Annotated in this window: 23 protein-coding genes; 10 read left to right on the forward strand and 13 right to left on the reverse strand. The window is 57.4% G+C overall.

From position 1 onward, the window contains the following. Positions 1–155 precede the first annotated feature (155 nt). The 3 genes from H1Y61_RS21095 to H1Y61_RS21105 all read left to right on the forward strand — a co-directional run bounded on the left by H1Y61_RS21095 (position 156) and on the right by H1Y61_RS21105 (position 3,980). Positions 156–1,145, forward strand: coding sequence for an iron ABC transporter substrate-binding protein (locus tag H1Y61_RS21095; RefSeq protein ID WP_180575242.1), 990 nt, complete (start codon positions 156–158; stop codon positions 1,143–1,145). Between the two features lie 250 nt (positions 1,146–1,395). Next, entirely contained in the window at positions 1,396–2,937 is a 1,542-nt protein-coding gene (locus H1Y61_RS21100; protein ID WP_180574712.1) for an ABC transporter permease, read from the forward strand. Beyond that, positions 2,934–3,980, forward strand: coding sequence for an ABC transporter ATP-binding protein (locus H1Y61_RS21105; protein WP_180574713.1), 1,047 nt, complete (start codon positions 2,934–2,936; stop codon positions 3,978–3,980). Before H1Y61_RS21100 ends, H1Y61_RS21105 begins: the two co-directional genes overlap by 4 nt. 226 nt (positions 3,981–4,206) lie before the next feature. Here the strand turns inward: H1Y61_RS21105 and H1Y61_RS21110 are convergent, their stop codons facing one another. Beyond that, complete coding sequence (locus tag H1Y61_RS21110) at positions 4,207–7,071, reverse strand: DNA translocase FtsK (RefSeq protein WP_180574714.1); 2,865 nt, start codon at positions 7,069–7,071, stop codon at positions 4,207–4,209. Between the two features lie 411 nt (positions 7,072–7,482). Here H1Y61_RS21110 and H1Y61_RS21115 point away from each other — a divergent pair, with 411 nt between their 5' ends. Beyond that, a complete protein-coding gene (locus H1Y61_RS21115) occupies positions 7,483–8,478 on the forward strand; it encodes an MDR family oxidoreductase (protein ID WP_180574715.1) in 996 nt (331 codons plus the stop codon). A gap of 40 nt (positions 8,479–8,518) precedes the next feature. Here H1Y61_RS21115 and H1Y61_RS21120 read toward each other — a convergent pair whose 3' ends face one another. Genes H1Y61_RS21120 through pcaD form a run of 5 tightly spaced genes read right to left on the reverse strand, consistent with a single transcriptional unit; the run spans position 8,519 to position 12,235 of the window. Beyond that, positions 8,519–9,577, reverse strand: a complete 1,059-nt coding sequence (locus H1Y61_RS21120; protein WP_180574716.1) for a 3-carboxy-cis,cis-muconate cycloisomerase — start codon at positions 9,575–9,577, stop codon at positions 8,519–8,521. 8 nt (positions 9,578–9,585) lie between these two features. Then, positions 9,586–10,203 carry a protocatechuate 3,4-dioxygenase subunit alpha gene (gene pcaG / locus H1Y61_RS21125; RefSeq protein WP_156540153.1) on the reverse strand — a complete coding sequence of 206 codons (618 nt, stop codon included), beginning with the start codon at positions 10,201–10,203 and terminating at the stop codon, positions 9,586–9,588. 1 nt (position 10,204) lies between these two features. Continuing rightward, positions 10,205–10,945, reverse strand: coding sequence for a protocatechuate 3,4-dioxygenase subunit beta (pcaH, locus tag H1Y61_RS21130; protein WP_012654371.1), 741 nt, complete (start codon positions 10,943–10,945; stop codon positions 10,205–10,207). 51 nt (positions 10,946–10,996) lie between these two features. Then, positions 10,997–11,401, reverse strand: a complete 405-nt coding sequence (pcaC, locus tag H1Y61_RS21135) for a 4-carboxymuconolactone decarboxylase (protein WP_071207110.1) — start codon at positions 11,399–11,401, stop codon at positions 10,997–10,999. A 42-nt stretch (positions 11,402–11,443) separates the two neighbouring features. Continuing rightward, on the reverse strand, positions 11,444–12,235 hold the full coding sequence (gene pcaD / locus H1Y61_RS21140; RefSeq protein WP_180574717.1) for a 3-oxoadipate enol-lactonase: 792 nt from the start codon (positions 12,233–12,235) through the stop codon (positions 11,444–11,446). A gap of 92 nt (positions 12,236–12,327) precedes the next feature. On the opposite strand from pcaD, the gene pcaQ reads away from it, so the two are divergent. Beyond that, on the forward strand, positions 12,328–13,269 hold the full coding sequence (pcaQ, locus tag H1Y61_RS21145; protein ID WP_180574718.1) for a pca operon transcription factor PcaQ: 942 nt from the start codon (positions 12,328–12,330) through the stop codon (positions 13,267–13,269). Here pcaQ and pobA read toward each other — a convergent pair. Then, on the reverse strand, positions 13,248–14,420 hold the full coding sequence (gene pobA / locus H1Y61_RS21150) for a 4-hydroxybenzoate 3-monooxygenase (protein WP_156553011.1): 1,173 nt from the start codon (positions 14,418–14,420) through the stop codon (positions 13,248–13,250). The genes pcaQ and pobA overlap by 22 nt on opposite strands. Positions 14,421–14,536: 116 nt before the next feature. Here pobA and H1Y61_RS21155 point away from each other — a divergent pair, with 116 nt between their 5' ends. Next, entirely contained in the window at positions 14,537–15,463 is a 927-nt protein-coding gene (locus H1Y61_RS21155) for a helix-turn-helix domain-containing protein (protein WP_180574719.1), read from the forward strand. Here H1Y61_RS21155 and H1Y61_RS21160 read toward each other — a convergent pair. Next, a complete protein-coding gene (locus H1Y61_RS21160; protein WP_180574720.1) occupies positions 15,438–16,193 on the reverse strand; it encodes an IclR family transcriptional regulator in 756 nt (251 codons plus the stop codon). The genes H1Y61_RS21155 and H1Y61_RS21160 overlap by 26 nt on opposite strands. A gap of 152 nt (positions 16,194–16,345) precedes the next feature. Here H1Y61_RS21160 and H1Y61_RS21165 point away from each other — a divergent pair, with 152 nt between their 5' ends. From H1Y61_RS21165 to H1Y61_RS21180, 4 genes are all read left to right on the forward strand, one after another. Beyond that, positions 16,346–17,053, forward strand: coding sequence for a 3-oxoacid CoA-transferase subunit A (locus H1Y61_RS21165; protein ID WP_180574721.1), 708 nt, complete (start codon positions 16,346–16,348; stop codon positions 17,051–17,053). After that, positions 17,050–17,739: a CoA transferase subunit B gene (locus tag H1Y61_RS21170; protein WP_180574722.1), complete on the forward strand. Its 690-nt coding sequence runs from the start codon at positions 17,050–17,052 to the stop codon at positions 17,737–17,739. The genes H1Y61_RS21165 and H1Y61_RS21170 overlap by 4 nt, the downstream gene beginning before the upstream one ends. Positions 17,740–17,749: 10 nt before the next feature. Then, positions 17,750–18,955, forward strand: a complete 1,206-nt coding sequence (gene pcaF, locus H1Y61_RS21175; RefSeq protein ID WP_180574723.1) for a 3-oxoadipyl-CoA thiolase — start codon at positions 17,750–17,752, stop codon at positions 18,953–18,955. Between the two features lie 397 nt (positions 18,956–19,352). Further along, positions 19,353–20,414: a DUF475 domain-containing protein gene (locus tag H1Y61_RS21180; RefSeq protein WP_174113117.1), complete on the forward strand. Its 1,062-nt coding sequence runs from the start codon at positions 19,353–19,355 to the stop codon at positions 20,412–20,414. A gap of 94 nt (positions 20,415–20,508) precedes the next feature. On the opposite strand, the gene H1Y61_RS21185 is transcribed toward H1Y61_RS21180, so the two are convergent. The 5 genes from H1Y61_RS21185 to H1Y61_RS21205 all read right to left on the reverse strand — a co-directional run bounded on the left by H1Y61_RS21185 (position 20,509) and on the right by H1Y61_RS21205 (position 25,278). After that, on the reverse strand, positions 20,509–20,676 hold the full coding sequence (locus H1Y61_RS21185; RefSeq protein ID WP_087729627.1) for a hypothetical protein: 168 nt from the start codon (positions 20,674–20,676) through the stop codon (positions 20,509–20,511). Between the two features lie 291 nt (positions 20,677–20,967). Then, positions 20,968–22,485, reverse strand: a complete 1,518-nt coding sequence (locus H1Y61_RS21190) for a tripartite tricarboxylate transporter permease (protein WP_174113116.1) — start codon at positions 22,483–22,485, stop codon at positions 20,968–20,970. A gap of 22 nt (positions 22,486–22,507) precedes the next feature. Next, entirely contained in the window at positions 22,508–23,002 is a 495-nt protein-coding gene (locus H1Y61_RS21195) for a tripartite tricarboxylate transporter TctB family protein (protein WP_174113115.1), read from the reverse strand. Continuing rightward, positions 22,999–23,943 carry a Bug family tripartite tricarboxylate transporter substrate binding protein gene (locus H1Y61_RS21200; protein ID WP_180574724.1) on the reverse strand — a complete coding sequence of 315 codons (945 nt, stop codon included), beginning with the start codon at positions 23,941–23,943 and terminating at the stop codon, positions 22,999–23,001. The genes H1Y61_RS21195 and H1Y61_RS21200 overlap by 4 nt, the downstream gene beginning before the upstream one ends. 252 nt (positions 23,944–24,195) lie before the next feature. After that, positions 24,196–25,278: an ABC transporter substrate-binding protein gene (locus tag H1Y61_RS21205; protein ID WP_180574725.1), complete on the reverse strand. Its 1,083-nt coding sequence runs from the start codon at positions 25,276–25,278 to the stop codon at positions 24,196–24,198. Positions 25,279–25,431 lie beyond the last annotated feature (153 nt).

Here is a 25,431-nt window from a genome sequence, read left to right on the forward strand (position 1 = left end):
ACAGCTAAGCCGTTCAGCGGCCACACACTTCCCAACCGAGAGTAACTTGACTTTAATACTCAGCTTACCTAACCAAGGTCCAGATTTGTAACTTCCTTCTGCCCTTCGACAAGGAGACTGACTTGAAAATCTCTCGTATTTCCAACCTCCGCGCTATGGCTGTTCTTTCCGCCCTCTTCGCCACGACTGCAATTGTGCCGGCTTTCGCCGCCGACGGCGACGGCATTGTGGTTTACAATGCCCAGCACGAAAGCCTGGGCCGGGAATGGGTCGAGGCCTTTACCAAGCAGACGGGCATCAAGGTGACGATGCGCCAGGGCAGCGACATGCAATTTGCCAATCAGCTCTTGCAGGAAGGCGAAGCCTCACCAGCCGATGTGTTTCTGACGGAAAATTCGCCAGCCATGACGCTGGTTGATCAAGCTGGCCTGTTTGCTCCTGTTGATGCCGATACCCTGGCGCAAGTGCCGGAGGAGTTTCGTCCAGCCAATGGCCAATGGATCGGCATTGCTGCCCGCTCCACGGTGTTTGCCTATGATAAGACCAAGCTCAGCGAAGATAAGCTGCCAAAATCCCTGCTCGATCTTGCCGATCCGGCTTGGAAAGGCCGTTGGGCAGCCTCTCCATCAGGTGCGGATTTCCAGGCCATCGTCAGCGCCCTCCTGGAGCTGAAGGGTGAGGAAGCGACCGCCAAGTGGCTGAAGGCCTTGAAGGAAAATGCGACCTTCTACAAGGGCAACAGCGTTGCCATGAAGGCCGTGAATGCCGGTGAAGTCGAAGGCGCGGTGATCTATCATTATTACTGGTTCGGCGATCAGGCCAAGACCGCGGAAAACAGCGGTAACGTGGCGCTGCATTATTTCAAGCATCAGGACCCGGGCGCCTTTCTCAGCATTTCCGGCGGCGGTATCATCAAGTCCACGCAACACATGAAGGATGCCCAGGCCTTCTTGAAATTCATCACCGGCAAGGAAGGCCAGGCGATCCTGAAAACCGGCACATCCTATGAATATGCCGTCGGCAAGGGTGCGGAATCGAATGCCAAGCTGGTGCCGATCAAGGATCTGGATGCACCGAAGGTGGAGCCGACCAAGCTGAACAGCAAGAAGGTCACGGAAATGATGACGGCTGCCGGAATTCTGTAATACGGGAATTCTCTAAAACAGTCGGCATGCGTTAAGGCAACCGGCCAGGTCCGTTGCCAGATGCCGCCGTCACTTCGAAACTATTGTCTTTCTCTCAAGAAAGGCTTAGGGCAATCGCCAATCGGCGATTGCCTTTTTTAGAGTCATTTTGGCTTTTCCAGACACGCCCGCATCGATATTGCCATAACAAGAAGATCGAATACCGTTGTTGCAGGACAATAGGCGAACAGCGCCCAAAGCGCAGACAGGGATGACGGCAGGGCGCCAGCACCGGCCTGCCGGGCATATCGGTCTTCTGGCGATTGCAGGATTCGTCGCCGCCTTCAGCCTTGTGCCACTTGGCTTTATCGCCTGGGTGACGGTCGATGTCGGCTGGGAGACGGTGAAAGCCCTGGTCTTTCGTGGTCGTGTCGGCGACCTACTGATCAACACGGTCCTGCTGGAAGCGGCAACCATTCCCATTACCATCGTGCTTGCCGTGGCCCTCGCCTGGCTGATTGAGCGGACACGCCTGCCCTGGGCCGGGCTTTGGTCCTGGCTGATGGTGACGCCGCTTGCTGTTCCAGCTTTTGTGCACAGCTATGCCTGGATCGGCATTTCGCCCGGTATGCATGGGCTGTGGAGCGCGGTGTTTATTTCGGTGCTCGCGTATTTCCCGTTTCTCTACTTACCCGTCGCCGCCTCTCTTCGCCGGCTCGATCCGGCCATAGAGGATGCAGCAGCCTCGCTCGGCCTTGGACCGTGGCAGGTCTTCTTCCGCGTGGTCTTGCCGCAATTGCGTCTGGCCATTCTCGGGGGCGCATTGCTGGTGGCGCTGCACCTGTTGTCCGAATACGGCTTGTTCGTGATGATCCGGTTCGACACCTTTGCGACCGCCATCGTCGATCAGTTTCAATCGGCCTATAACAGCCCTGCCGCCAATATGCTGAGCGGCGTTCTGGTTTTCTGCTGCTTGCTGCTCTTGGGTCTTGACGGAGTTCTGCGCGGCAGCGAACGCTATGCACGCGTCGGCTCTGGCGCCATTCGGCCGTCTCCGCGCCACGAGCTGGGCGGCTTTGTCGTTCCAGCCTTGCTGCTGCTGCTCACCGTAACGGTTCTGGCGCTTGGCGTGCCTGTCTATACGCTGCTGCGGTGGCTCTATATCGGCGGTTTCCGTGTCTGGCAGAATGACATGGTCGGCGCAGCCTTCGTCGAAACCATCGTGCTGGCACTGACCGGCGGCATCCTCTCGATGCTAGCCGCAGCGCCGATGGCCTGGTTGTCGGTGCGCGCACCGGGACGCCTGCAAAAGCTGCTGGAGGCCTGCCATTATTATGTCGGCTCTCTGCCCGGCGTCGTCGTGGCGCTGGCGCTGGTGACCATCACGGTGCGGGTAGCGCTGCCTTTCTACCAGACATTCGCCACGCTCATCGCTGCCTATATCCTGCTTTTCCTGCCGCGCGCCATGGTAGGTTTGCGTTCCAGCATTTCGCAGGCTCCGATGGAACTGGAAAGGGCCGCCATGAGCCTTGGTAAAAGCCCGACCCGAGCGGTCTGGCTGACAACGATGCGGTTGGCAGCACCGGGCGCCGCCGCAAGTATCGCGCTGGTTGCCATGGGCATCACCAATGAACTGACCGCAACGCTGATGCTGGCGCCCAACGGGGTCGACACACTTGCCACCAAATTCTGGTCACTGACCAGCGAAATCGACTATGTGGCAGCGGCTCCCTTCGCCTTGATGATGGTGGTCCTCTCCCTGCCCCTTACCCTGCTTTTGCAGTCGCAATCCAAACGCACGGCTGGCCAATGACCTTTCTCGATATTCAATCCGTCAGCAAACAGTATGGTCATGTGCAGGCATTGAACGATGTCTCGCTGGCTATTCCCGCCGGTAGTCGCACCGCCATCGTCGGCCCTTCTGGCTCAGGGAAAACCACACTTTTGCGGTTGATCGCTGGCTTCGAAATGCCGGACGCGGGCCGGATCAGCCTTGGCGGCGCCCTTCAAGCCGAGCCGGGCTTCATGCAGCCAGCCCATAAACGCGGCATCGGCATCGTCTCTCAGGACGGCGCCCTTTTTCCCCACCTGAGTGTTGCCGACAATATCGGCTTCGGCTTTGAACGCGGGTTGAAGAACCGCGTTGAGCGGATCAGCAATCTGGCCGAAATGGTCGAACTCGATCCCACCATGCTAACCCGGCGTCCTCATCAACTTTCAGGCGGCCAACAGCAACGGGTGGCCCTGGCGCGCGCCCTTGGCCGTCAACCTCGACTGATGTTGCTGGATGAGCCGTTTTCGGCACTCGACACCGGCTTGAGAGAAACCATGCGCAAGGCAGTATCCAAACTGCTGGCCGCCGCCGGGATCACCACCATTCTTGTCACCCACGACCAGACAGAGGCACTGTCCTTCGCGGATCAGCTTGCTGTATTGCGCGATGGCAAGCTGGTACAGGCTGGCGCGCCCAGAGAGCTTTACGAGCGACCGATTGACCGCCAAACAGCGCTTTTCCTGGGCGAAGCCATCATTGTTCCCGCAATATTTGCAGGTGAGAAAGCCAATTGTGCGCTTGGAGTGATCCCGATGGAAGGCGCCAACACCGGCAGTGGCGACATTATGTTGCGACCGGAGCAGATATGCATCAAACCGGCAATGACAGATGCAAGCATACCAGTGCGGGTGCTGGATGTCGAGTTTTCAGGTGCAAGTGGAACGGTCACCTTGCAATTGCAGGGTAACGATGTGGCAATGCCGCCTCTTTCCGTGAGGATGTCACGCCTTGATCTGCCAAGGCCGGGCGATCTGTCTTATTTGACCGTCATCGGCAGCGCCCACGTCCTGCCGCCCGAATAATCCGTTCCGAATAGCCGTTGAAATGCAAAACGCCGTGCCCCTAGCAGAGGCACGGCGTTGGTATCTATTATGCGCCTAGACTTTGTCAGGTTCAGATTGAACCAGACAGGCTCTTGTTTCTTTTGTTTTCGTTTGTCTTTTCGGGAAAACCAGGTTCCACTTTTCACTGACAAACTCTAATCATCTCCATCATCAAGAATGACGCAGTCGTCATCGGTCTCTCGCGTCAATCGACGTCATCAAAACCAATGCCACTCCCAACTGGTTCAGATGAAGAACCGGCGATAATTTCCCGCTTGCCGACATGGTTTGCCGGACCGACGAGACCTTCGCGCTCCATGCGCTCCACCAGCGAAGCCGCACGGTTATAGCCAATCGAAAGACGGCGCTGGATGTAGGAGGTCGAGCATTTTTGATCCCGAAGCACCACCTTGACGGCCTTTTCATAAACCTCGTCGCTCTCTTCGCTACCACCACCAACCGGGGCACGATCATAGCTCTCCTCAACAGCGGGTGCGCTCGCCATAGGTTCGCCGCCATCTTCCTCAGTTACCGTGCCGAGATATTCAGGGCGACCCTGCGTCTTCAGATGCGCTACGACTTGCTCGACTTCGGCATCCGAGACGAACGGCCCGTGGACGCGGCAGACCCGGCCACCGCCAACCATGTGCAGCATATCGCCCTGGCCCAGCAGATGTTCAGCACCTTGCTCGCCCAAAATGGTGCGGCTATCGATCTTGGATGTCACCTGGAAGGAAATCCGGGTCGGGAAATTCGCCTTGATCGTGCCGGTGATGACATCGACGGACGGCCGCTGGGTCGCCATGATCAAGTGAATGCCCGCCGCACGCGCCATCTGCGCCAGACGCTGGATCGCGCCTTCAATTTCCTTGCCGGCCACCATCATCAGGTCGGCCATTTCGTCGACGATGATGACGATATAAGGCATATGCGACATATCGAGATCCTGATCCTCATAGAGGATCTCGCCTGAATGACGATCAAATCCGACCTGAACGCTGACGGTAATCACCTCGTTCTTTTCGCGTGCCTGGGCAGCGCGGGCATTATAGCCATCGATATTGCGCACGCCGAGCCGCGACATCTTGCGGTAGCGGTCTTCCATCTCACGAACCGCCCATTTCAACGCCATGACGGCCTTTTTCGGATCGGTCACGACGGGGGTTAGCAAATGCGGAATGCCATCATAAACAGACAGTTCCAGCATTTTCGGGTCAACCATAATCAACCGGCATTCCTCCGGCTTTAGACGGTAGAGCAGCGACAAGATCATCGTGTTGATCGCCACGGACTTGCCTGAACCCGTCGTGCCTGCCACCAGAAGATGCGGCATCTTGGCGAGTTCGGCGATAACAGGTTCGCCGCCAATCGACTTGCCGAGGCAAAGCGCCAGCTTGAACCGGCTTTCCCAATAATCCTCGCATTCGATCAATTCGCGCAGATAAACGGTTTCGCGCACGGCATTGGGCAATTCGATGCCGATGACATTGCGACCGGGTACAACAGCAACACGGGCCGAGAGCGCTGACATTGAGCGAGCGATATCATCAGCAAGGCCGATAATCCGAGACGATTTGATGCCGGGGGCCGGTTCGAATTCATACAGCGTTACGACAGGGCCGGGACGCACGTCGATGACCTCGCCGCGAATGCCGAAATCCTCCAGCACGCTTTCCAGCAAACCGGCGCTCTGCTCCAGTGCTTCCGGCAACATGGCTTCGGCGCGAGCAGCCGGCGGTTCCTGCAACAGGCCGATCGACGGGAAAACGAAATCACCATCGAACGGATGATGACGGTTCATTTCCAAGCCGCCAATGGCACGATTGGCTCGAATAGTTTCCGAAACGGGACGAGCAATGGCCACCGGTGCCAAAACGACCGGTTGAGCTTCAACAAACGACAGGGCTTGAACCACCTCAGCAGGCTCGACCGGCTCTTCCCAAGGGGCGAGATCGACAGGAGCCGCTTCCGTTACGTCAACGACAATTTCAGGCTCCGCGGCGAGTTCGACTGTCTGCTCCATGACTGGCGCAGGCGGAAAGAGCTGCGCGGCATTCTCTTCGACAACGATGGCAGGAGCAGGCACCGAAATCGCCTGTTCCGCACCATGGCGCACCCGGATTTCCCTATAAAGTGCTGCCACCGAGCCACTAACCGGCTGCGATACAGGTTCCACTGCGGGAATGGGCGTCCATACCGGCGCCAAAGCAACCTGGGGAGCCTCCACCTCGACGGGAAGATCAAAGGGATCGGCGAGCATTTCAAAAAATGCAAAATCGGACACCGACAACTGGGCTGTAGCGACAACAGGCGCCGCCTGCCCTCTATCAGCTGGAATTTCGGCAGCAGCAGCCACCAACAGGCTCTCATTGCGCAGGTTCAACTCGATATTCTCTGCCATGCGCATGGCTGCCGCAGCCTGACGCAAACGCAGCGCCTCCGGCAATTGCGGCAGGTCCGCACCGATAGATTCGGCTTTCTGTGCGTTCGGCAAGGGCCGCACCAGTGTCTCCGGCGAAAATTGCGGGGCGATAACGATCTGTGGCACTTGAACCATCTCAGCCTGGGCAGCCTCATGTTCCTGAACAGGTTCAGCCACTGACACATCGGCAACGGGCTGCGGCGGGCGCGCATTCACCGGCCTTGGTGGAGGCGCACGGCGCGGGACGATCAACGGACTGCCCGTCTTCGGCAATCCGAAAAAGCCCGTGTTCTGCGCTGCTGAATCAGGAGCGATAGAGGTAGGCATCGCCGTGGTCGAGGCCAGATCGGGGGAGGCGGAGACCACAGGGGTGGATACGCGAGCCTGATCTACAGCCTTCTGCAAGGCGGCGACGACTGCCGCCTGCTCGGCTGCAGCTTCTGCTTCCCGGCGCTTGTTGATGGCGGCTTCCGGTGTGCGGGTAAAGCGCACATTCGGGCCCAAGACGAAGGCCGATTGCCAAGGCTCCAGCGGTCCGTTCGGACCGGACTGGCGGCCCTGATCGGATGAAGACACCGCGCCAGACTGCGGATCGTCATGACCGGACTGATCGGAAGAACGGGGACTATTCTGTGTGGGAACGCGCATGATGCCTAACAGTTCATTTGGAATGGCTCTTATCCCCTATAGAAGTAAAAAATAAAGGTTAATCACTCCTTTCCAAGCCGCATCATAACTGGGCGAAACCTTGCGAAACCCCGCGTATAACCCATTGTTTTTCAATGCGTGGCTGGAAGAGCACAGATCAACGCCCGCCCTCAGCGCCTTGAAAACAGGGGATAATCGCAGTCAGAATTTTTTTCGCCCCGGATAGGCCAGCGGACGCATTTTATTCGTCCGGCGAGAGGCACAGCGATGGGCCACACCCCATTCTTCATCGTTCTCAAAGGAATGCCGCTGGTTTGCCCATTCATACCCCAACCCGCTTAGACGAATCGACAGTAGCCAGGCCGGACTGGACATGGCAGTTTCCACGACACTGATAGTGAGGAGACAATCATGACCGAACCATTCACCGCAATCGTCATCGACACCATTGACGGCAAGCCAAAAGGCGTCTTTCGGCAATTGACACTGGCCGATCTGGCCGATCACGATGTGCTGGTGGAGGTTTCCTATTCGACCTTGAACTATAAGGATGGATTGGCCTTTACAGGCGCCGGTCGGATTGCCCGGCGCACCCCCATCATCGCCGGTGCCGATCTTGCTGGAACAGTGGTAGAATCGCGCTCGCCGGGTTGGAAACCCGGTGACCGCGTGGTCGTCAACGGGTTTGGCATGACCGAGACAGAAGGCGGCGGCTATAGCCGCTACCAGCGGGTCAAGCCTGAATGGTTGCTGCGTTTGCCCGAAGGCTTTTCCTTGCAGGAAGCAATGGCCATCGGCACAGCTGGCTATACCGCAGCGCTGGCCGTGCTGGCTTTGGAGGATTGGAGCGCAATCCAGCCGGGGAGTGGCGAGGTTCTGGTAACAGGGGCTGGCGGCGGCCTTGGCTCCATGGCCGTCAGCCTTTTGGCTTCGCGGGGCTATCAGGTGACGGCATCCACTGGCAGGCCTGAGACCCATGATTACCTGAAAGCGCTTGGGGCCAGCCAATTCGTGGACCGTGCCGAGTTGGCGCAAAAGGCCGGCGCCTTGCAAAAAGAACGTTGGACCGGTGCCATCGACAGCGTCGGCTCAACCACGCTTGCCAATGTTATCGCCCAAACCGTTTACAATGGCGCTGTCGCAGCCTGCGGGTTGGCGGGTGGTGCCGACCTGCCTGCCACCGTCATGCCGTTCATCCTGCGTGGCGTGGCGCTGCTGGGTATCGATTCCGTCATGACGCCGATGGAAAAACGCATCCGCGCCTGGGATTTTCTCGATAAAACCCTCAACCGCGACCACCTCGCAGCCATGACAACCATCGAACCAATGTCCAATTTGCCCGCGCTGGCAGAGGCTATCCTTGCCGGGAAAACCCGTGGCCGGGTGGTGATTGATGTGACGAGATAATCGCCCTTGCAATCGACGGACATCGTTTTTCCGCTTGATATCAGGCCGATTTGCCAAGCCGGGCGATGGCACCGATCAATTGCAGACCGGTTTTTGTGGCGGCCCCTGTCGCCACAACCATCTGTGGCAGCAGCAACCATTCCAAGGCCCAGGCAGCGCCGGACCGTTCCTGCTCATGCACAAGGCTTTGATGTAGGCCAGCCACCTGGACGGCATTGAAACGGGCAAGCGTCACCAGCGTTTCAGCCCCCACCGGGTTTTGCTTATGCGGCATGGCCGAGGAGCCGCCGCCGCCGGTCAATTGAATTTCTCCACCCATTTCCGCCAGAAGCGCCACGTCCTGCCCGAATTTGCCAAGGCTGCCTGAGATCAATGACAGGAGATCGGCAAAGGCAACGATCCGGTCACGCTGGCTATGCCATTGGAGCGCATCCTCAAGGCCAAGCAGTTCAGCCAGTCGGGCGCGCACCGCAGGGCCCTTATCGCCAAGCTTTTCCAATGTTCCGGCAGCACCGCCAAATTGCAGGGCAAAACCATCACCAAGCAAAGCCCGCAGACGGGAGCGGTGCCGTTGCAAAGGTCCGACCCAGGCGGCGATCCGATCTGAAGCTGTAATCGGGATGGCCGCCTGCATGCGTGTATGGCCCATCAGAGCGTTCTGCCCAAAAGCGGCATCGAGCTGTTCAAACCCGACAATCAATGCCGCCAACCGCTCATCAAGGTGTTCCGCCGCCATCTTCAGGCGCAGCACGAGGCTGGTATCGATGACATCCTGACTGGTGGCACCGAAATGCAGCTTTGCAGCGCTTGTCCCGCCGACAGCTTTGCGCATCTGGCCGACCAATTCGGGAATGACCACGCCATCGCGTGCCGTGGCCGTTTTCAAGGCATCGAGATCCGCTGTGAAGCGGGCGAGGCCCGCCTGGATCGCCGTGGCATCCCCCACTTCGATCACCCCGGCCTCACCTTGAGCGGTGGCCAGCGCCGCCTCAAAGGACAACATGGCCGCAATATCTGCCTGCTCGGCAAACAAGGCAGAAAAGGCCTCATCGCCAAACAGGCCGGACAGGAAGGAATGTTCGAAAGGAGAAATGCTCATGTTACCAATCAAATATCGAAGAACACAGTTTCGTTTTCACCCTGGAGGTGAATATCGAACACGTAGTCATTGCCCTGCTTTTTGGCAATCAATGTCGGAACCCGTACCTTGTGCTCGATACGCGCCAGAAGCGGATCTTCAGCATTAGCCGCCTCTTCCTCCGGGAAATACATGCGTGTCTGCAAGCCGATATTAATCCCGCGTGCCACAACCCAGAAGGTCACATGCGGCGCCATCCATCGGCCTCCGGCAAAGGGAACCTTGCCCGGCTTGATGGTGTGAAACACGAATTCTCCGGTTGCCATATCACCTGGGCAACGAGCCCAACCGAGGAAATTCGGATCGGCCTTACCGCCGGTTTCCGACGGACTGTTGTAAAGCCCGTCGCTATCGGCCTGCCAGATTTCGATCAGCGCGTCTTTCAGCGCATTCCCGCCGCCGTCATAAACGAAACCGCGAATGGTGATGCGTTCACCACGGGTTTTGTCGTTATAAAGCGGACCAGAACCGAGATCTTCCTTGAAAATCCCCTCTATGCCACAGAAATTCGGTGTGCAACCGATATGAACATAGGGGCCTGCCGTCTGCGACGGAGATTCCTTCAGATAACCGAGTGGTTGCACCATATCAGTTGCCCTCCTTGCGATTTTCAAACAGTGTGGAGCGGCGTCCGCGCAACACGATATCGAATTTGTAGGCGCGCATGTCCATCGGGATGGCCGCATTCATATCCAGCGGTGCCACCAGGCGTTTGATCGCCTCTTCATCTGGAATGGTTTTGACGATCGGACACAGCCAGATCATCGGATCGCCTTCGAAATACATCTGGGTGATCAACCGCTGGGCAAAGCCATGACCGAAAATGGAAAAATGAATATGCGCCGGACGCCAGTCATTGACGCCGTTCGGCCAGGGATATGCACCCGGCTTGATGGTCTTGAACCAGTAATAGCCATTCTCGTCGGTGATGGTGCGCCCTACCCCGCCGAAATTCGGATCGAGTGCCGCCAGATAGGTTTCCTTCTTGTGGCGATAACGCCCACCGGCATTGGCCTGCCAGAATTCAACCAAGGCACCGTTTACGCCGACTCCACGCTCATCCAGCACCCGGCCATGCACCAGAATGCGCTGGCCAATCGCCATTTCACCTGGTTTGGCATAGTTGAGGATCAGGTCGTTATCGGTCTCGTTCAACAGGCCGTGCCCGAAGACAGGGCCGGTAATTTCACTCTTGGTACCCTCAAGCGAAATCAACGCACGCTGCGGTGAGCGCAGCACACTGGTCTTGTACCAGGGGGCATAGGCCGGCGGATGCATATCCCGGTCACGGGCAAAAAACGGCCCGGTCTCCGGCAGGGAATTCTTCATATCTTTCCTCCTCAAGTTTCACCTTTGCAGTCATCCTGATCCCGGTCAGGCTCAAACTGCTTCGGCATCCATCTGCGCGTAAACGCCCTTGGCAATCTTGAACGCGTGGTTTGCGGCCGGAACGCCCGCATAGATCGCCACATGCATCAGCGCTTCGCGTATATCCTCGCGGGTTGCCCCGGTATTGACCGTGGCGCGAATATGCATGGCCACTTCCTCGTCCTGACCAAGGGCGGCCAGCAGCGCGATGGTCACCATCGACCGCTCGCGTTTCGTCCACTGCTCACCCGACCACACCGTTCCCCAGGCGCTTTCCGTAATCAGCGTCTGGAAGGGCTGATCGAAGGCGGTTGCCGCCGCTGTTGCCCGATCCACATGGGCGTCGCCAAGCACGGAGCGTCTGGTTTTCATACCGCGCCGATGTGCCTCTGATGCTGTGTCTGTTTTATCCGTCATGTCCGCTCTGTCTCCGCGACGATCTCGTTTGTTGTTTTTTGGTTAGGCCAACTCATCCAAAAACGGCAGCAAGGCCGCCACATAGGCGTCCGGTTGCTCAACGCAGGGAATATGGCCCGCATCAGCCACGACTGAAAACCGGCTACCGGCGATCAACTCCGCTAGCGATTGCACCAGGGACGGCGGGGTCGAGCCATCTTGGTCGCCAACGACACAAAGCGTCGCAACACCGATAGCCGCTGCCTGCTCCGTGAAATCGGCATCGCGCAGCGCAGCGCACGTGCCGCAATAACCTTCTGCTGACTGGCGCAGCAACATGGTGCAGCACCCCGAATAGACCGAATTATCCCTCGTGCGGAACGGTGCCGTAAACCATCTCTCCATGATCGGTTCGAGTAAGGAGCCAATGCCGTTGTCTTGAATTGTCGCAATACGGTTGTTCCACATCTCGGCAGAACCGATCTTATGGGCGGTGTTGCTGAGGATAAGCGCCCGCACCAGATCAGGACGGCTGGCGTAAAGGCCCTGAGCAATCAAACCGCCGACAGAAAGACCGACGACAATCACCTGTTTCAACGAAAGATGATCCAGCAATGCGGCCATGTCATCGACATGGGTGGCCATCGAATAGGGAGGATTTCCGAGATCCGACAGGCCATGACCGCGCTTGTCGTGCAGCACGAAGGCGAATCGATCCTTGAGACGTTCGATCACCTCGTCCCAGATCCGGAAATCGGTGCCGAGTGAATTGGCAAACGCAATCACCGGCTTGCCACTCTCCAGGCCAATCGCGTGATAATGAATAACTGCATCCGTGGTCTTGAGAAATTTCATCACTTATCCTCCGAAAGCGATCTTGCAGCAGCCGATCGGTTAAGTAAAATGACATTATCGCCACTAACGATAACCTGTAGGTTATGAAAAATATGATCGATCAGCGCATTAAGTTTCGTCATCTTCAAACCTTTGTCGAGGTTGCGCGGCAAAAAAGCGTGGTGAAATCCGCCAATCTGCTGCATGTCAGCCAACCCGCTGTGACCAAAACGGTTCGTGAGCTGGAAGAAATCTTGGGCGTCAGCCTGTTTGAGCGCGAGGGCCGCGGCATCCGCATCACCCGCTATGGTGAGGTCTTTCTGCGTCATGCGGGCGCAACCCTGACTGCCCTGCGCCATGCGGTCGACTCGGTTTCTCAGGAGGCAGCCAAGGCCGGGCCACCCGTGCGGGTCGGCGCGTTGCCAACCGTCGCAACCCGCATCATGCCTCAAGCCATGACAGCGTTCCTGAAGGAAAACACCGGAAGTCCGATCAAGATCGTTACCGGCGACAACTCAGTCCTGCTCGAACAATTACGGATTGGCGAGCTGGATCTTGTGGTCGGACGGCTAGCGGCACCGGAGAAAATGACAGGATTTTCCTTTGAACATCTCTATTCGGAACCTGTGGTTTTCGTTGTCCGGTCGGGCCATCCATTGCTGACGGGAGAAAGGGCGCCGTTTGAGCGGATGCGAGAGTTTCCGGTGCTGATGCCGACCCGCAATTCGATCATCCGTCCCTTGGTTGACTATTTCCTGATCGCCAATGGCGTCGCCACCCTGCCCAACCAGATCGAAACGGTCTCCGATTCCTTTGGTCGAGCCTTTTTGAAAATCAGCGACGCCGTCTGGGTGATTTCCGAGGGTGTTGTGGCGGGCGACATAGCAGAAGGGACGATTTGCGCCCTTCCGATAGACAGCTCCCCGACGCGCGGCCCGGTCGGGTTGACCATCCGCGCCGATGCCGTGGCAACGCTGCCGCAATCACTGCTCATGCAAGCAATCCGTGATGCGGCAGCAGCCATTATGCCTGCTCAGTACGGCAGGCCGACATAGTTTTCAGCCAACGACGTAGACGCCGCACGAGAATGAACGAGATAATCCAGCTCGGCTTCCTGAATGCGCTGCCCGAAATCGCCGGTATCAGGAAAGCGGTGCATCATGGTGGTCATCCACCACGAGAACCGCACGGCCTTCCACACGCGGGCCAGCGCCCGTACCGAATATTCATCAATCCCAGCGCTGGATTTATCACCGTAGAATTCAATCAGGCCTTCACTGAGATAATGAATATCGCTGGCAGCAAGATTGAGGCCCTTGGCACCAGTCGGCGGAACGATATGCGCGGCATCACCGGCCAGGAACAACCGACCAAACCGCATGGGTTCGGTGACGAAAGAGCGTAGCGGCGCAATCGATTTCTCGAAGGATGGCCCGGTCACCATGGCTTCGGCATGTTCTGCCGGAAGGCGACGGCGCAGCTCATCCCAGAACCGGTCGTCGCTCCAATCTTCAACCTTGTCTTCCAGCGGGCACTGCACATAGTAGCGGCTACGGGTGTTGGACCGCATGGAACACAGCGCAAAGCCGCGCGGATGGTTGGCGTAAATCAGTTCATGGGCCACAGGCGGCACCTCTGCCATCACACCCAGCCAGCCGAAAGGATAAATCCGCTCGAATTCCTTGATGGCGCCCTGGGGCACGGACTTGCGGCTAACGCCATGGAACCCGTCACAGCCAGCGATGAAATCGCAGTCGATCCGGTGGCTGACACCATCTTTCTCATAGGTGACATAGGGGCTTTCGCCCGAGAAATCGTGCGGTTCGACATTGGCGGCATCGTAGATGGTCAAGGCACCGGCTGCATCGCGCTGGTCCATCAAATCGCGGGTCACTTCAGTTTGGCCATAGACCATAACCCGGTCGCCGCCGGTCAGATTAAAGAGATCGATGCGGTGATCACGCCCATCGAATGCCAGCGAAAAACCGTCATGCGGCAGGCCTTCGCGGTGGAGGCGATCGGCAGCACCGGCCTTTTCCAGCATGCCCACCATGCCCTGTTCCAGCACGCCTGCGCGGACCCGACCAAGAATATAGTCGCGGCCAACACGGTCGATGATGACGGTCTCTATGCCTTTGAGATGCAACAATTGTCCCAGCAACAAGCCAGAGGGGCCTGAGCCAATAATGACGACTTGAGTACGCATGAATTCCTCCCGAATTTGCTCGTGGTCAAGAAATTGATCGTTTCGGGTCGTCAGCTCAATGGACTTTTCAATCCAAAACTTGCACTATTTGACCATCAACGAAGGATACTGCGACCATGGCTGCCATACCGACTTACAAGCTATATGGTGAGAAAACCGAGGTTTCCGGTGAGTTTTTGCTGCATTGCGAAACACTTTTTTCCCGCAGCAGCCTCTATCGCTTCGAGATCGACCTCCACCGCCATGAGAACTTTCTGCAAATTCTGTACATTTCAGAGGGTCAGGGAGATGCAACACTGGACGGCAAGGTGATAGCCATTACCCCACCCGCCGCCATCGTCGTTCCACCGCTGTTTAGCCATGGATTTCGGTTCTCGCGTGCAATCAAGGGCATGATCATCACCGTTTTGCCAGCCGCCCTGCCGCTTGCCGTTCGAACCAGCCTGAAACAGGCTTTGCCCCTGCCTCTCCATATGCCTTTGGAAGGCGAGCCGTGCGCAATCGAAATCGGCCTGTTGATGGAGCGGATCGCCGAAGAATATGCTGGCGCAAAGCCGGGCCGCAACGGATTGCTTGAGGCTTATCTTGCGACCGTCGTGCTTCTGCTGGCAAGGCAGGCCGCGCCGGACGCATCCCAAGACCTGATGACACTGACGGCCAATGACCGGCGGATGGAAAAGCTTGCGGCACTGATTGCTGCCAATTTTCGCAGCCACAAGACTGCTGCTTTCTATGCACGGGAAATGGGCCTTTCGCCGACCCATCTGAACAGGCTTGCCAAAGCGGGAACCGGCGCAACTCTGCAACAATTGATCGCTCGCAAGCAGTTGGAAATCGCCCAGCAGGAGTTGATCTTCAGTCAAACCAGTATTCAGGCTATCGCGCTCAACCACGGCTTTACCGATCCCGCCTATTTCACCCGTTTTTTCACCCGGGAAACCGGCCTCACACCGCGGGCCTGGCGCCTCGCGGAACGACAAAAACTCCAAAACCTGAGCGACCGAGCGCAGGCGGAGATCAGCGCAGCAACGCTTTTAGAATAGCTTGTGTCGCCAACAGCGCTGGAAGGTAACGCTCAGCCATTTCCGACGCGGGGATAAGAGCGGCTGGCGCGCCGATATTGATCGCCGCTGCCATCTGGCCGCGACTGTCATAAACCGGCACGGCAATAGAGCACAAGCCGATTTCCAGCTCCTGATCGATGATTGCATAGCCTTGGTGCCGCACATGGGCAATTTCGGCCATGAGGTCTTCCGGATCAGTTCGGGTGAAGGCCGTATTGGCCTTCAACACCGATGCCTCAAGCACGGCCCTGACCTCCGTATCGCTCACTCCGGCCAGCAAAACCCGCCCCATGGAGGCGGAATAGGCTGGCAAGCGGCTTCCCGGCATGAGGTTGATGGACATGACGCGCCGTTGTGACGCGCGAGCGATATAGACGATCTCCGTCCCATCGAGAACGCTCGCCGACGCGCTTTGACCGACTTTTTCACTGAGCTGATCGAGATGCGGCTGTAGAATGGCAGGCAATGGCGTGGCGGAGAGCCAGGCGTGACCGAGCCGCAAGATCTTTGGTGTCAGAGAGAAGAATTTCCCATCATAATCGGCATAGCCCAATTGGGAAAGCGTCAGCAGACATCTGCGGGCTGTTGCCCGGTCCAGGCCCGACAGCTTTGCTGCCTCTGCGATGGACAGGCGCGGGGCTGCCTCCTCGAAAGCCTCGATGATCTTCAGGCCTTTGGCAAACCCGCCCATGATATCCGTTTCGCGCATCACGCCCTCCTCGTTGATATGCACTTTGTGCGTTATTCGAACAAATGTCAATTATCGCACAAATTTGTTGCGAGGTCATCGGTCCGGGCCTATCTTCCATGTCGGAGGCGCGCCCGACTTTTCTCTGGCGCAATCGCAAACGGGAGAATCCCATGGATAAGACTATCGCCAGCACGGCAGACGCCGTTGCCGGTATACATGATGGTGCCGTCGTCATGATCGGCGGCTTTGGCGGCTCCGGCGCGCCTATCGAACTCATTCACGCCCTGATCGACAAGGGGCCGAAGAACCTGACGGTCATCAACAACAATGCCGGTAATGGCCGGATTGGCATCGCGGCAATGATCGATGCGGGCATGGTCAAGAAGATGATCTGCTCCTTTCCGCGCTCTTCCGATCCACGCGCCTTCACTGACCGCTATCTGGCAGGACAAATCGAGCTTGAATTGGTGCCACAAGGCACGCTAGCGGAGCGCATTCGCGCTGGCGGGGCTGGAATTCCAGCTTTCTATACGCCAACCGGTTACGGTACGGAACTCGCCGAAGGCAAAGTGATTGCCGAGTTCGATGGCCGCCATTATGTACAGGAACGCTGGCTGAAGGCGGATTTCGCCATTGTCAAAGCCCATCTCGGCGATTTGCATGGCAACCTGACCTATAGCAAGGCGGGCCGCAACTTCAATCCGCTGATGTGCATGGCTGCAACCAAGGCCATTGTACAGGTCTCCAAAATTGTTGCGCCTGGCGAGATCGATCCTGAAATCATCGTCACGCCTGGCATTTTCATAGATGGCGTCGTTGAGGTCGCCAATCCGCAACAGGAAGAAGCGCTGATCCGCGCCGGAGTGGCCTACGCATGACAATAGACACTCGCGAAGACATCAAGCTTTCCAATGCCCAGATCGCCTGGCGCGCCGCCCAGGACATTGCCGACGGCGCCTATGTCAATCTCGGCATCGGCTTTCCCGAAATGGTGGCGCAATATCAGCCGCCGGGCCGTCAGGCGATTTTCCACACGGAAAACGGCATCCTGAACTTCGGCGAAGCACCGCCGGAAGGCGAGGAAGACTGGGACCTGATCAATGCCGGCAAAAAGGCGGTCACCCTGAAACCGGGCGCTGCCTTCTTCCACCATGCCGACAGCTTTGCCATGGTACGCGGCGGCCATCTGGATGTCGCCATTCTCGGTGCCTATCAGGTCTCGCAAAATGGCGATCTCGCCAATTGGCGGGTCGGCAGCAAGGGCGTGCCTGCTGTGGGCGGTGCGATGGATCTTGTCCATGGCGCAAAACAGGTTTTCGTCATCACGGAACATGTCAGCAAAAAGGGCGAGTTCAAGCTTTTGGACAAATGCACCTTCCCGTTGACCGGCGTTGGCTGCATTACCCGTGTCTATACCAGCCATGCCGTGATCGATATCGACAAGGGTCACTTCGTGGTGCGTGAAATGCTCGCCGCCATGACGCTGGACGAATTGCAGGCAATGACTGGCGCAAAGCTGCATGTCGATGGGCCGATTGCCGATCTCACCGTACCCGCGCTTTGAGGAGATCCCGATGACCGAAGCTTTTATCTGCGATTATATCCGCACGCCCATCGGCCGATTTGGCGGCGCACTTTCCTCGGTTCGCGCCGATGACCTTGGCGCGGTGCCGCTCAAGGCCCTTCTTGCCAAACACACCAATCTGGACTGGGAAGCAGTCGATGACGTGATCTTCGGCTGCGCCAACCAGGCCGGTGAAGATAACCGCAATGTGGCGCGCATGTCGCTGTTGCTGGCAGGCCTGCCGGTTTCAGTGACCGGCACGACCATTAACCGGCTTTGTGGCTCAGGCATGGATGCCGTGATCGCAGCAGCCCGCGCTGTTAAATCCGGCGAATCAGAATTGATGATTGCCGGTGGCGTCGAAAGCATGAGTCGGGCGCCTTTCGTCATGCCAAAAGCAGAGACCGCCTTTTCCCGCAATGCCGAAATCTACGACACCACCATAGGCTGGCGCTTCGTCAATCCGCTGATGAAAAAGCAGTATGGCGTCGATTCCATGCCGGAAACCGGCGAAAATGTTGCTGAAGATTACAAGATCTCCCGCCAAGACCAGGACGCCTTTGCCGTCAGAAGCCAGAACAAGGCATCGGAAGCGCAGACCAATGGTCGATTGGGCCGAGAAATCACCCCGGTGACCATTCCCCAGCGCAAGGGTGACCCGGTCATCGTAGACAAGGACGAGCACCCCCGCGCCACGACAATTGAAACGCTGGCAAAGCTTGGCACGCCTTTCAAGAAGGAAGGCGGCACAGTCACCGCTGGCAATGCCTCCGGCGTCAACGATGGAGCCGCCGCGCTGATCATCGCCTCGGAGGCTGCTGCTCGCAAATACGGCCTGACGCCAATTGCCCGAATTCTGGGCGGAGCGACTGCCGGTGTACCGCCCCGGGTGATGGGCATTGGCCCGGCTCCCGCCAGCCAGAAGCTGCTGGACCGGCTCGGCCTGACCCAGGACCAGTTGGATGTGATTGAGCTGAACGAAGCTTTTGCCTCCCAAGGACTGGCCACCTTACGTCAACTCGGCATTGCCGATGACGATCCACGCGTCAACCGCAATGGCGGCGCAATTGCCCTCGGCCATCCACTCGGCATGTCCGGCGCGCGGATTACCGGCACGGCGGCACTAGAATTGTCTCTGACAGGCGGACGCTACTCGCTGTCCACCATGTGCATTGGCGTCGGCCAAGGCATCGCAGTAGCGCTGGAACGGGTATAATCCGGTTTCTAACCAGCAAGATGACAGATGAAGGTGGAGGAGGATTTCTCCACCTTTTTTGGCTTTAGGTTCGTTTCATCAGACGTTGCACAATGCCTATCTATGCGATGGTTGTTGGCATTTACACAACAGCACTTGACCTTGCTCGCATGGCTGGTAGTTAACATATGCTGCCGCATTGCCAGACATCGGTCTGTGCGGAGTGAACTTATGGTGCCGGGCCCCTCTGGCGAGAGTTTACGGCGCTCTCGTGATGTCGGTACCGCCAGCAATCATGGCCGGCGGATTATAACGCAATGACAATTTCATCCACGTGTTTTTCGCGTGATCGATCCGGCATGGCCGGTGCTCGTTCACGCGCCACCCCGCTTTTCCATCGTGTTTTGGAGGTGCGGACATGAGCACGGCAACCTCGTCCAATTCCGTTCTCAGCTATTTCAAATGGGCCTTCATCGTCACCATTGCCGGTCTTGCTCTCGGTGCCTGGCTCGGCTGGAACATGACAGGCACGCTTGGCGGCATGGCCAGCGTGTTCTTTATCTGCACGGTGCTGGCCGTTCTGGAAATCTCGCTTTCGTTTGACAATGCTATTGTCAATGCGAACAAGCTGAAGGAAATGACCCCGGTTTGGCAGCAACGCTTTCTGACCTGGGGTATCCTGATCGCCGTGTTTGGTATGCGGATCATTTTTCCCTTGGCAATCGTCGCCATCGCGGCCCAGATTGGTCCGATCGAAGCGCTGAAACTGGCGGCCGCTGAACCGGCGGAATACGCCAGAATCATGAATGAAGCGCATCTGCCGATTGCGGCCTTTGGCGGCACATTCCTGATGATGGTTGGTCTCAACTACTTTTTCGATCAGGAAAAAGACGTCCACTGGATCGCCTTTATCGAAAAGCATATGGCAAGATATGCGAGCATCAAGGGTATCGAAGTGGCGTTCGTCCTGGTGCTGATCCTGCTGTTCTCGTCCTTCCTGGAGGGAGCGGAAGCGATTACCTTCCTTTACAGCGCCATCTATGGCCTGTTGACCTTCCTCGCCGTCGAATTGGTCGGCGGCCTGCTCGATGCGTCGCAACAGACGATGAGCGCTGCGGCCAAAGGTGGCCTGGGCGCTTTCATCTATCTTGAGGTGCTCGACGCCAGCTTCTCCTTCGACGGTGTGATTGGTGCGTTTGCACTCACGCAAAACCTGTTCGTGATTGCCATTGGCCTTGGCATCGGTGCCATGTATGTCCGCTCGATGACGATTATGCTGGTCGAGAAAGGCACACTTGCGGAATATCGCTATCTGGAACACGGCGCTTTCTACGCAATCCTGATACTCTCGGTGATCATGTATTGCCAGACGCTGGTGCATATTCCCGAAGTGATCACCGGCCTTGGCGGTGCAGCGCTGATCGGCATCTCGCTCTGGTCATCGATCCGTTACAACAAACGCGAACACCAGAAGGGCTGACAAGCTTCACTGCATAAGACAAAAGCTTTTCCTGCAACAAAAAGCCCGCCAGTTGGTTCAACTGGCGGGCTTTTACATGCGGATATGAAAAAATTCAGTCAGCGCGCTTGATATTGCGGAAGCTTAGGGGATCGATACCCAGAAGACGCAGGTCGCGGTCACGCGGCTGGCGATGCCCATCTACAGCCGCGGCAGCGGCGGTTGCTGCGCCAAACACGGCGATGGCACGACCGATAAAGCCTTTACGGGGGAGGGAAGCCATTTTCGTTCTCTTTCCTTGTTAAATCTTACAGAAGAAAGATGGGCCTTCCATTAGCTTGTTTCAATGCACACAAACGCACTGTAGCCATGCAACCTGAACAGATCGAACTGATTTACCCGTACGATTTTATGGATATAACCAATAGCATCGCTTCCTTTGCGCCTGGAAAGGCCTGAACTCGCCCATTTTGGGAGAGATTTGCAGAGAATTTGCCCGAATGAAACAAAACAGCCCCCTGCGCCATAATGGCGCAGGGGGCTGTTGGCTGTTCATTTTTGCCGAGACTGAAACTCAATCTTCGTTGGCAGCAAGCTGCGACAGAACCTGCCCACGCCCTCTGATTCTCATAATCAGCGGAATCAAGAAGGCCGCCGCGGCCACGAGGAAAAGGCCAACAGCGATCGGTGACATGAACAGCACCGTGAAGTCGCCCTGCCCTATCGCCAGCGCCCGACGCAATTGTTGCTCCGCCAGAGGTCCAAGAATGAGGCCGATAACCACAGGTGCAATCGGATAACCGAAGATGCGCATGACATAGCCGAGAATTCCGAACGCCAGCAACATGCCAAGCTCAAACACCGACGGATTGGCGCCAATCGTGCCGAGTGTGGCAAACAGCAGGATGCCAGCGTAAAGCCAGGGCTTCGGGATGGTCAGCAGCTTTACCCAGAGACCAATCAACGGCAGGTTCAAAACCAGCAGCATGAAATTGGCAATCAGCAGGCTGGCAATCAGGCCCCAGACCAATTGCGGATTGGTGGCAAACAGCAAAGGACCAGGTTGAAGGCCGAACTGCTGGAAACCGGCCAGCATGATGGCCGCCGTCGCCGTAGTCGGCAAGCCCAGCGTCAGCAGCGGCACCAATGTTCCGGCAGCCGACGCATTGTTGGCCGCTTCAGGACCAGCCACACCTTCGATGGCACCATTGCCAAACTCCTCAGGATATTTCGTCAGCTTTTTTTCAGTGGCGTAAGACAGGAAGGTGCCAATCTCGGCGCCGCCAGCTGGCATCGCGCCAATGGGGAACCCGATAGCCGTGCCGCGCAACCAGGGCTTCCAGGACCGCGCCCAATCCTGCGCACTCATCCACACGGAGCCTTTGACCGCTTCGACCTTATCGGGGCCAAGATTACCCTGGGCAACGATGTACAGGGTCTCGCCAATGGCGAACATGGCAACCGCCAGCGTCGTGACTTCGACACCATCCAGAAGATCTGGCACGCCGAAACTCATCCGGGTCTGGCCCGTCAATTGGTCGATGCCAATAATTGCCAGCGTGAAGCCAATGAAAAGTGAGGTCAGTCCCCGCAATGCCGAGTCACCGAATGCAGAAGACACGGTCACGAAAGCCAGAACCATCAGCGCGAAATATTCGCGTGGGCCAAACACCAGTGCAAGCTTGACGATTGTCGTGGCAACAAGCGCCAAGGCAATCGTTGCCAGAAGCCCGGCCACGAACGATCCGATGGCAGCCGTTGCCAGAGCGGGGCCACCGCGCCCGGCCCTGGCCATCTTGTTGCCCTCCAATGCCGTGACAATCGAAGCGCTTTCTCCCGGCGTGTTGAGTAGGATCGACGTGGTTGAGCCGCCATACATGCCGCCGTAATAAATGCCGGCAAACATGATCAGCGAGCCAGCAGGATCGAGCTGATAGGTCACGGGCAGCAGCAGCGCCACGGTCAGGGCGGGTCCGATACCCGGCAACACGCCAACGGCAGTGCCAAGCGTCACCCCGATCAAGGCATAGAACAGGTTCATGGGTTGCATTGCAACGACAAGACCCTGCATCAGGAATTCAAATGTACTCATGAAGGTAAGTCCCTGTCGGGTATCAGAAAAACAGATTTTCCAGCGGCCCGGCGGGCAGCGACAATTGCAACAGGCCAGCAAAGACCAGCCAAACAGCAAGGCTAAGCGCTATGCCTATGGGTATCGAGAACCACACTTTACGTTTGCCGAAGGCCCTTGCTGTCGCTGCAAAAAGCAGGCCGGTTGCAATGGAGAATCCAGCAACATCGAGCAGAAGCATCTGCGCGGCAAGGCCACCCACGACCCAGATCACCGGGGCGATTTCCTGCTTTTCGCGCTCAGGAAATTCACCGCGCCATGCCTCAAACACGGTCCAGATCGCCAGTCCGATCAAACAGATCGCGATTGCATAGGGAACGGTCGCGGGGCCGACGGGCGAGTAGCCCGCCACAGCACCAAGCCGGGCAGAGTCCCAAAGAATGACACCGGCGATGGCAACGAGAAACACTGCGATGGCAAGCGCCGCCCAGTCAGGGCGGCGCTTCTCATTGGTCAAGGGGTTAGGGCCGGTGCTCATTTCACCAGACCGATATCTTTGAGGATTGTCGAGGTCGAGGCGATGTCCTTGTCGAGCTGCGCGTTGAAAGCATCGCCCGCCAGATAGGTATCCTGCCAGCCCTTGGTCTTCAGCAGGTCTTTCCAGCCTTCGGACTTGGCCAGTTTATCAATATCGGCAGAAACAGCAGCTTTCTGTTCGGCCGACAGCCCAGGAGCGGCAGCCACCATGCGCCAATTTTCAACCACGACATCAAGACCGGATTCTTTCAATGTCGGCGCATCGATGCCAGCGATCCGCTCGGCGCTCGAAATGGCGATCAGCCGCAGCGTTCCCGACTTGACCTGGGATTCGAATTCCCCGTAGCCGGAAATACCCGCCGTCACCTGCGCACCGAGAATAGCCGCCAATGCCTCACCACCACCGGAATAGGCGATATAGTTGATCTTGGTCGGATCGACGCCAGCAGCCTTGGCGATCAGGCCAACAGCGATATGATCGACACCACCGGCAGAACCACCTGCCCATGAAACCTTGGCCGGATCTGCCTTCAGCGCAGCAACCAGATCCGCAGCATTCTTGATCGGCGAGGAAGCTGGCACAACGACCGCCTCATATTCGCCGGTCAGGCGAGCAATCGGCGTTACGTCCTTCAGCGTCACCGGCGCATTGTTGGTCAGGATTGCGCCCACCATGACATAACCGCCGACGATCAGGGCATTGGCTTTGCCCTTTTGTTGGCTTGCGAATTGCGCAAGACCAATGGTGCCGCCCGCACCCGGTACATTTTGAACCTGCACCCGCTTTGAGATGCCTTCCTTCTGCATGACAGTCTGGAGGGAGCGGGCAGTCTGGTCCCAGCCGCCGCCAGGATTGGCAGGTGCGATAATGGTGTAATCGGCCGCTGCGACCGGCAGCGCCATGGCTCCGGCCAGGATGGTTGCGAGAATGAACTGCTTCAAAATAATGTCCTCCTGCGAGTGCGCCTCTATGCGCAGTGTTCGTCGATGCCGAAGGAAGAGTGTGTCACGGGACCCTCCTGCAAGCCGCGGCAAGACACCGTGCTCGTCCATCCCTTGAGTATCCTCCCTCAAGCCGCAATCATCCGCCTCCACGGATAATCGAGATCTGGAACGCACCATACAAAGCTGTCATCGAGCTGACATTGCACTGCGTTTTATCAAGCGGCGGCGCACGCCCCACAATTCAATGGGTTATTGCAATCGCAAAACCTCGTTCCAGCGGGCGATGAGACGCATACGCTTGACCTGATCGAGATAGACCATCAGGCCGGGACTGACGGGGACGGGCCGCAGCTGAGCGCCCAGCACGGATTGCATGGTGTTGGCGGTATTTTCGCCACCAACATCGGGACTGACCGCCGCAATTTGCAGTTCGCGCGCCATGATGCCCTGCCCTTCCTTCGACATGAAGAATTCCAGATAGCGCCGACCAAGTTCCGGCGATGCGGCCGCCTGTGGCACGAGCCCGATTCGTGACATCACCACGGTGTAATCCTTGGGCAGCACAATGCCGACATCGGGATGGCGCGAAGCCCAGTCGGCAGCGTAGGACCCCAGAATATTATAACCAAGCACGAATCGCCCATCGGCGACCCGCTCCAGAATGGCCGAACTGTTGGAGTAGAGCTTGACGCCCGCCGTACCCATGCTGCGGATCACCGACCAGATATCGCCAAACTGCTCCTGGTCACGGGCCATAAACAGAAAGCCGACCCCTGAACGCTCGATATCGTAGGTTCCAATCCGGCCATAGACGGCATTTCCTTGGCTTTTCAGGTAATCCACGAATTCCGCTCGTGTCGAGGGCGGCTTCTGATTGGCGAAACTCGGCTTGTGATAGACGAAAACCGCAGGTTCGAATGTGAGAGCATAGGCGGTGTTGCGCCAATTCGCCCAGGCGGGCCAGCTTGCGCTCATCGGCAAATCACTGCGCTGGGCATAACCATCGTTGCTGAGCTTGACTTGCAGGTCCATGGCCGATGAAAAAGCAAAATCTGCTGTTGTCTTGCCCGCATCGGTTTCCTGAACGATCCGATCGTAGATTTCGCTGGTCAGCATATCCTCGTAGCGCACCGCGATATCGGGATTTTTCGCCTGGAAGCCCGCAATGATCTGCTTTGCCATCGGCTCATCAAGAGAAGAATAGACAAGCAGCTCGGGAGATTTCGCATTACCCGACAAGGCAGGAAATAATACGGGGCTGGCAGCCGCTGTCCCGGCCACGTATGGCAAGGCAAGGCCCAGCAGGATTGAAATACACAAGATAAAACGCATAGACGGATCATGCCGCAGCCCAGCGTTGTTCACAAGCACCATGGACGGCACCATAGCATAAATGCTTCAAAAGACCTCGAAGTGGAATGCAAAGTATCATTTTCAGCGTTTCATCGTATTCCAGACCAAATATAAAATGCTAGAGCAGTGACT

The sequence above is a fragment of the Agrobacterium vitis genome, assembly GCF_013426735.1.
In the GTDB taxonomy this organism is placed as follows: domain Bacteria; phylum Pseudomonadota; class Alphaproteobacteria; order Rhizobiales; family Rhizobiaceae; genus Allorhizobium; species Allorhizobium vitis_D.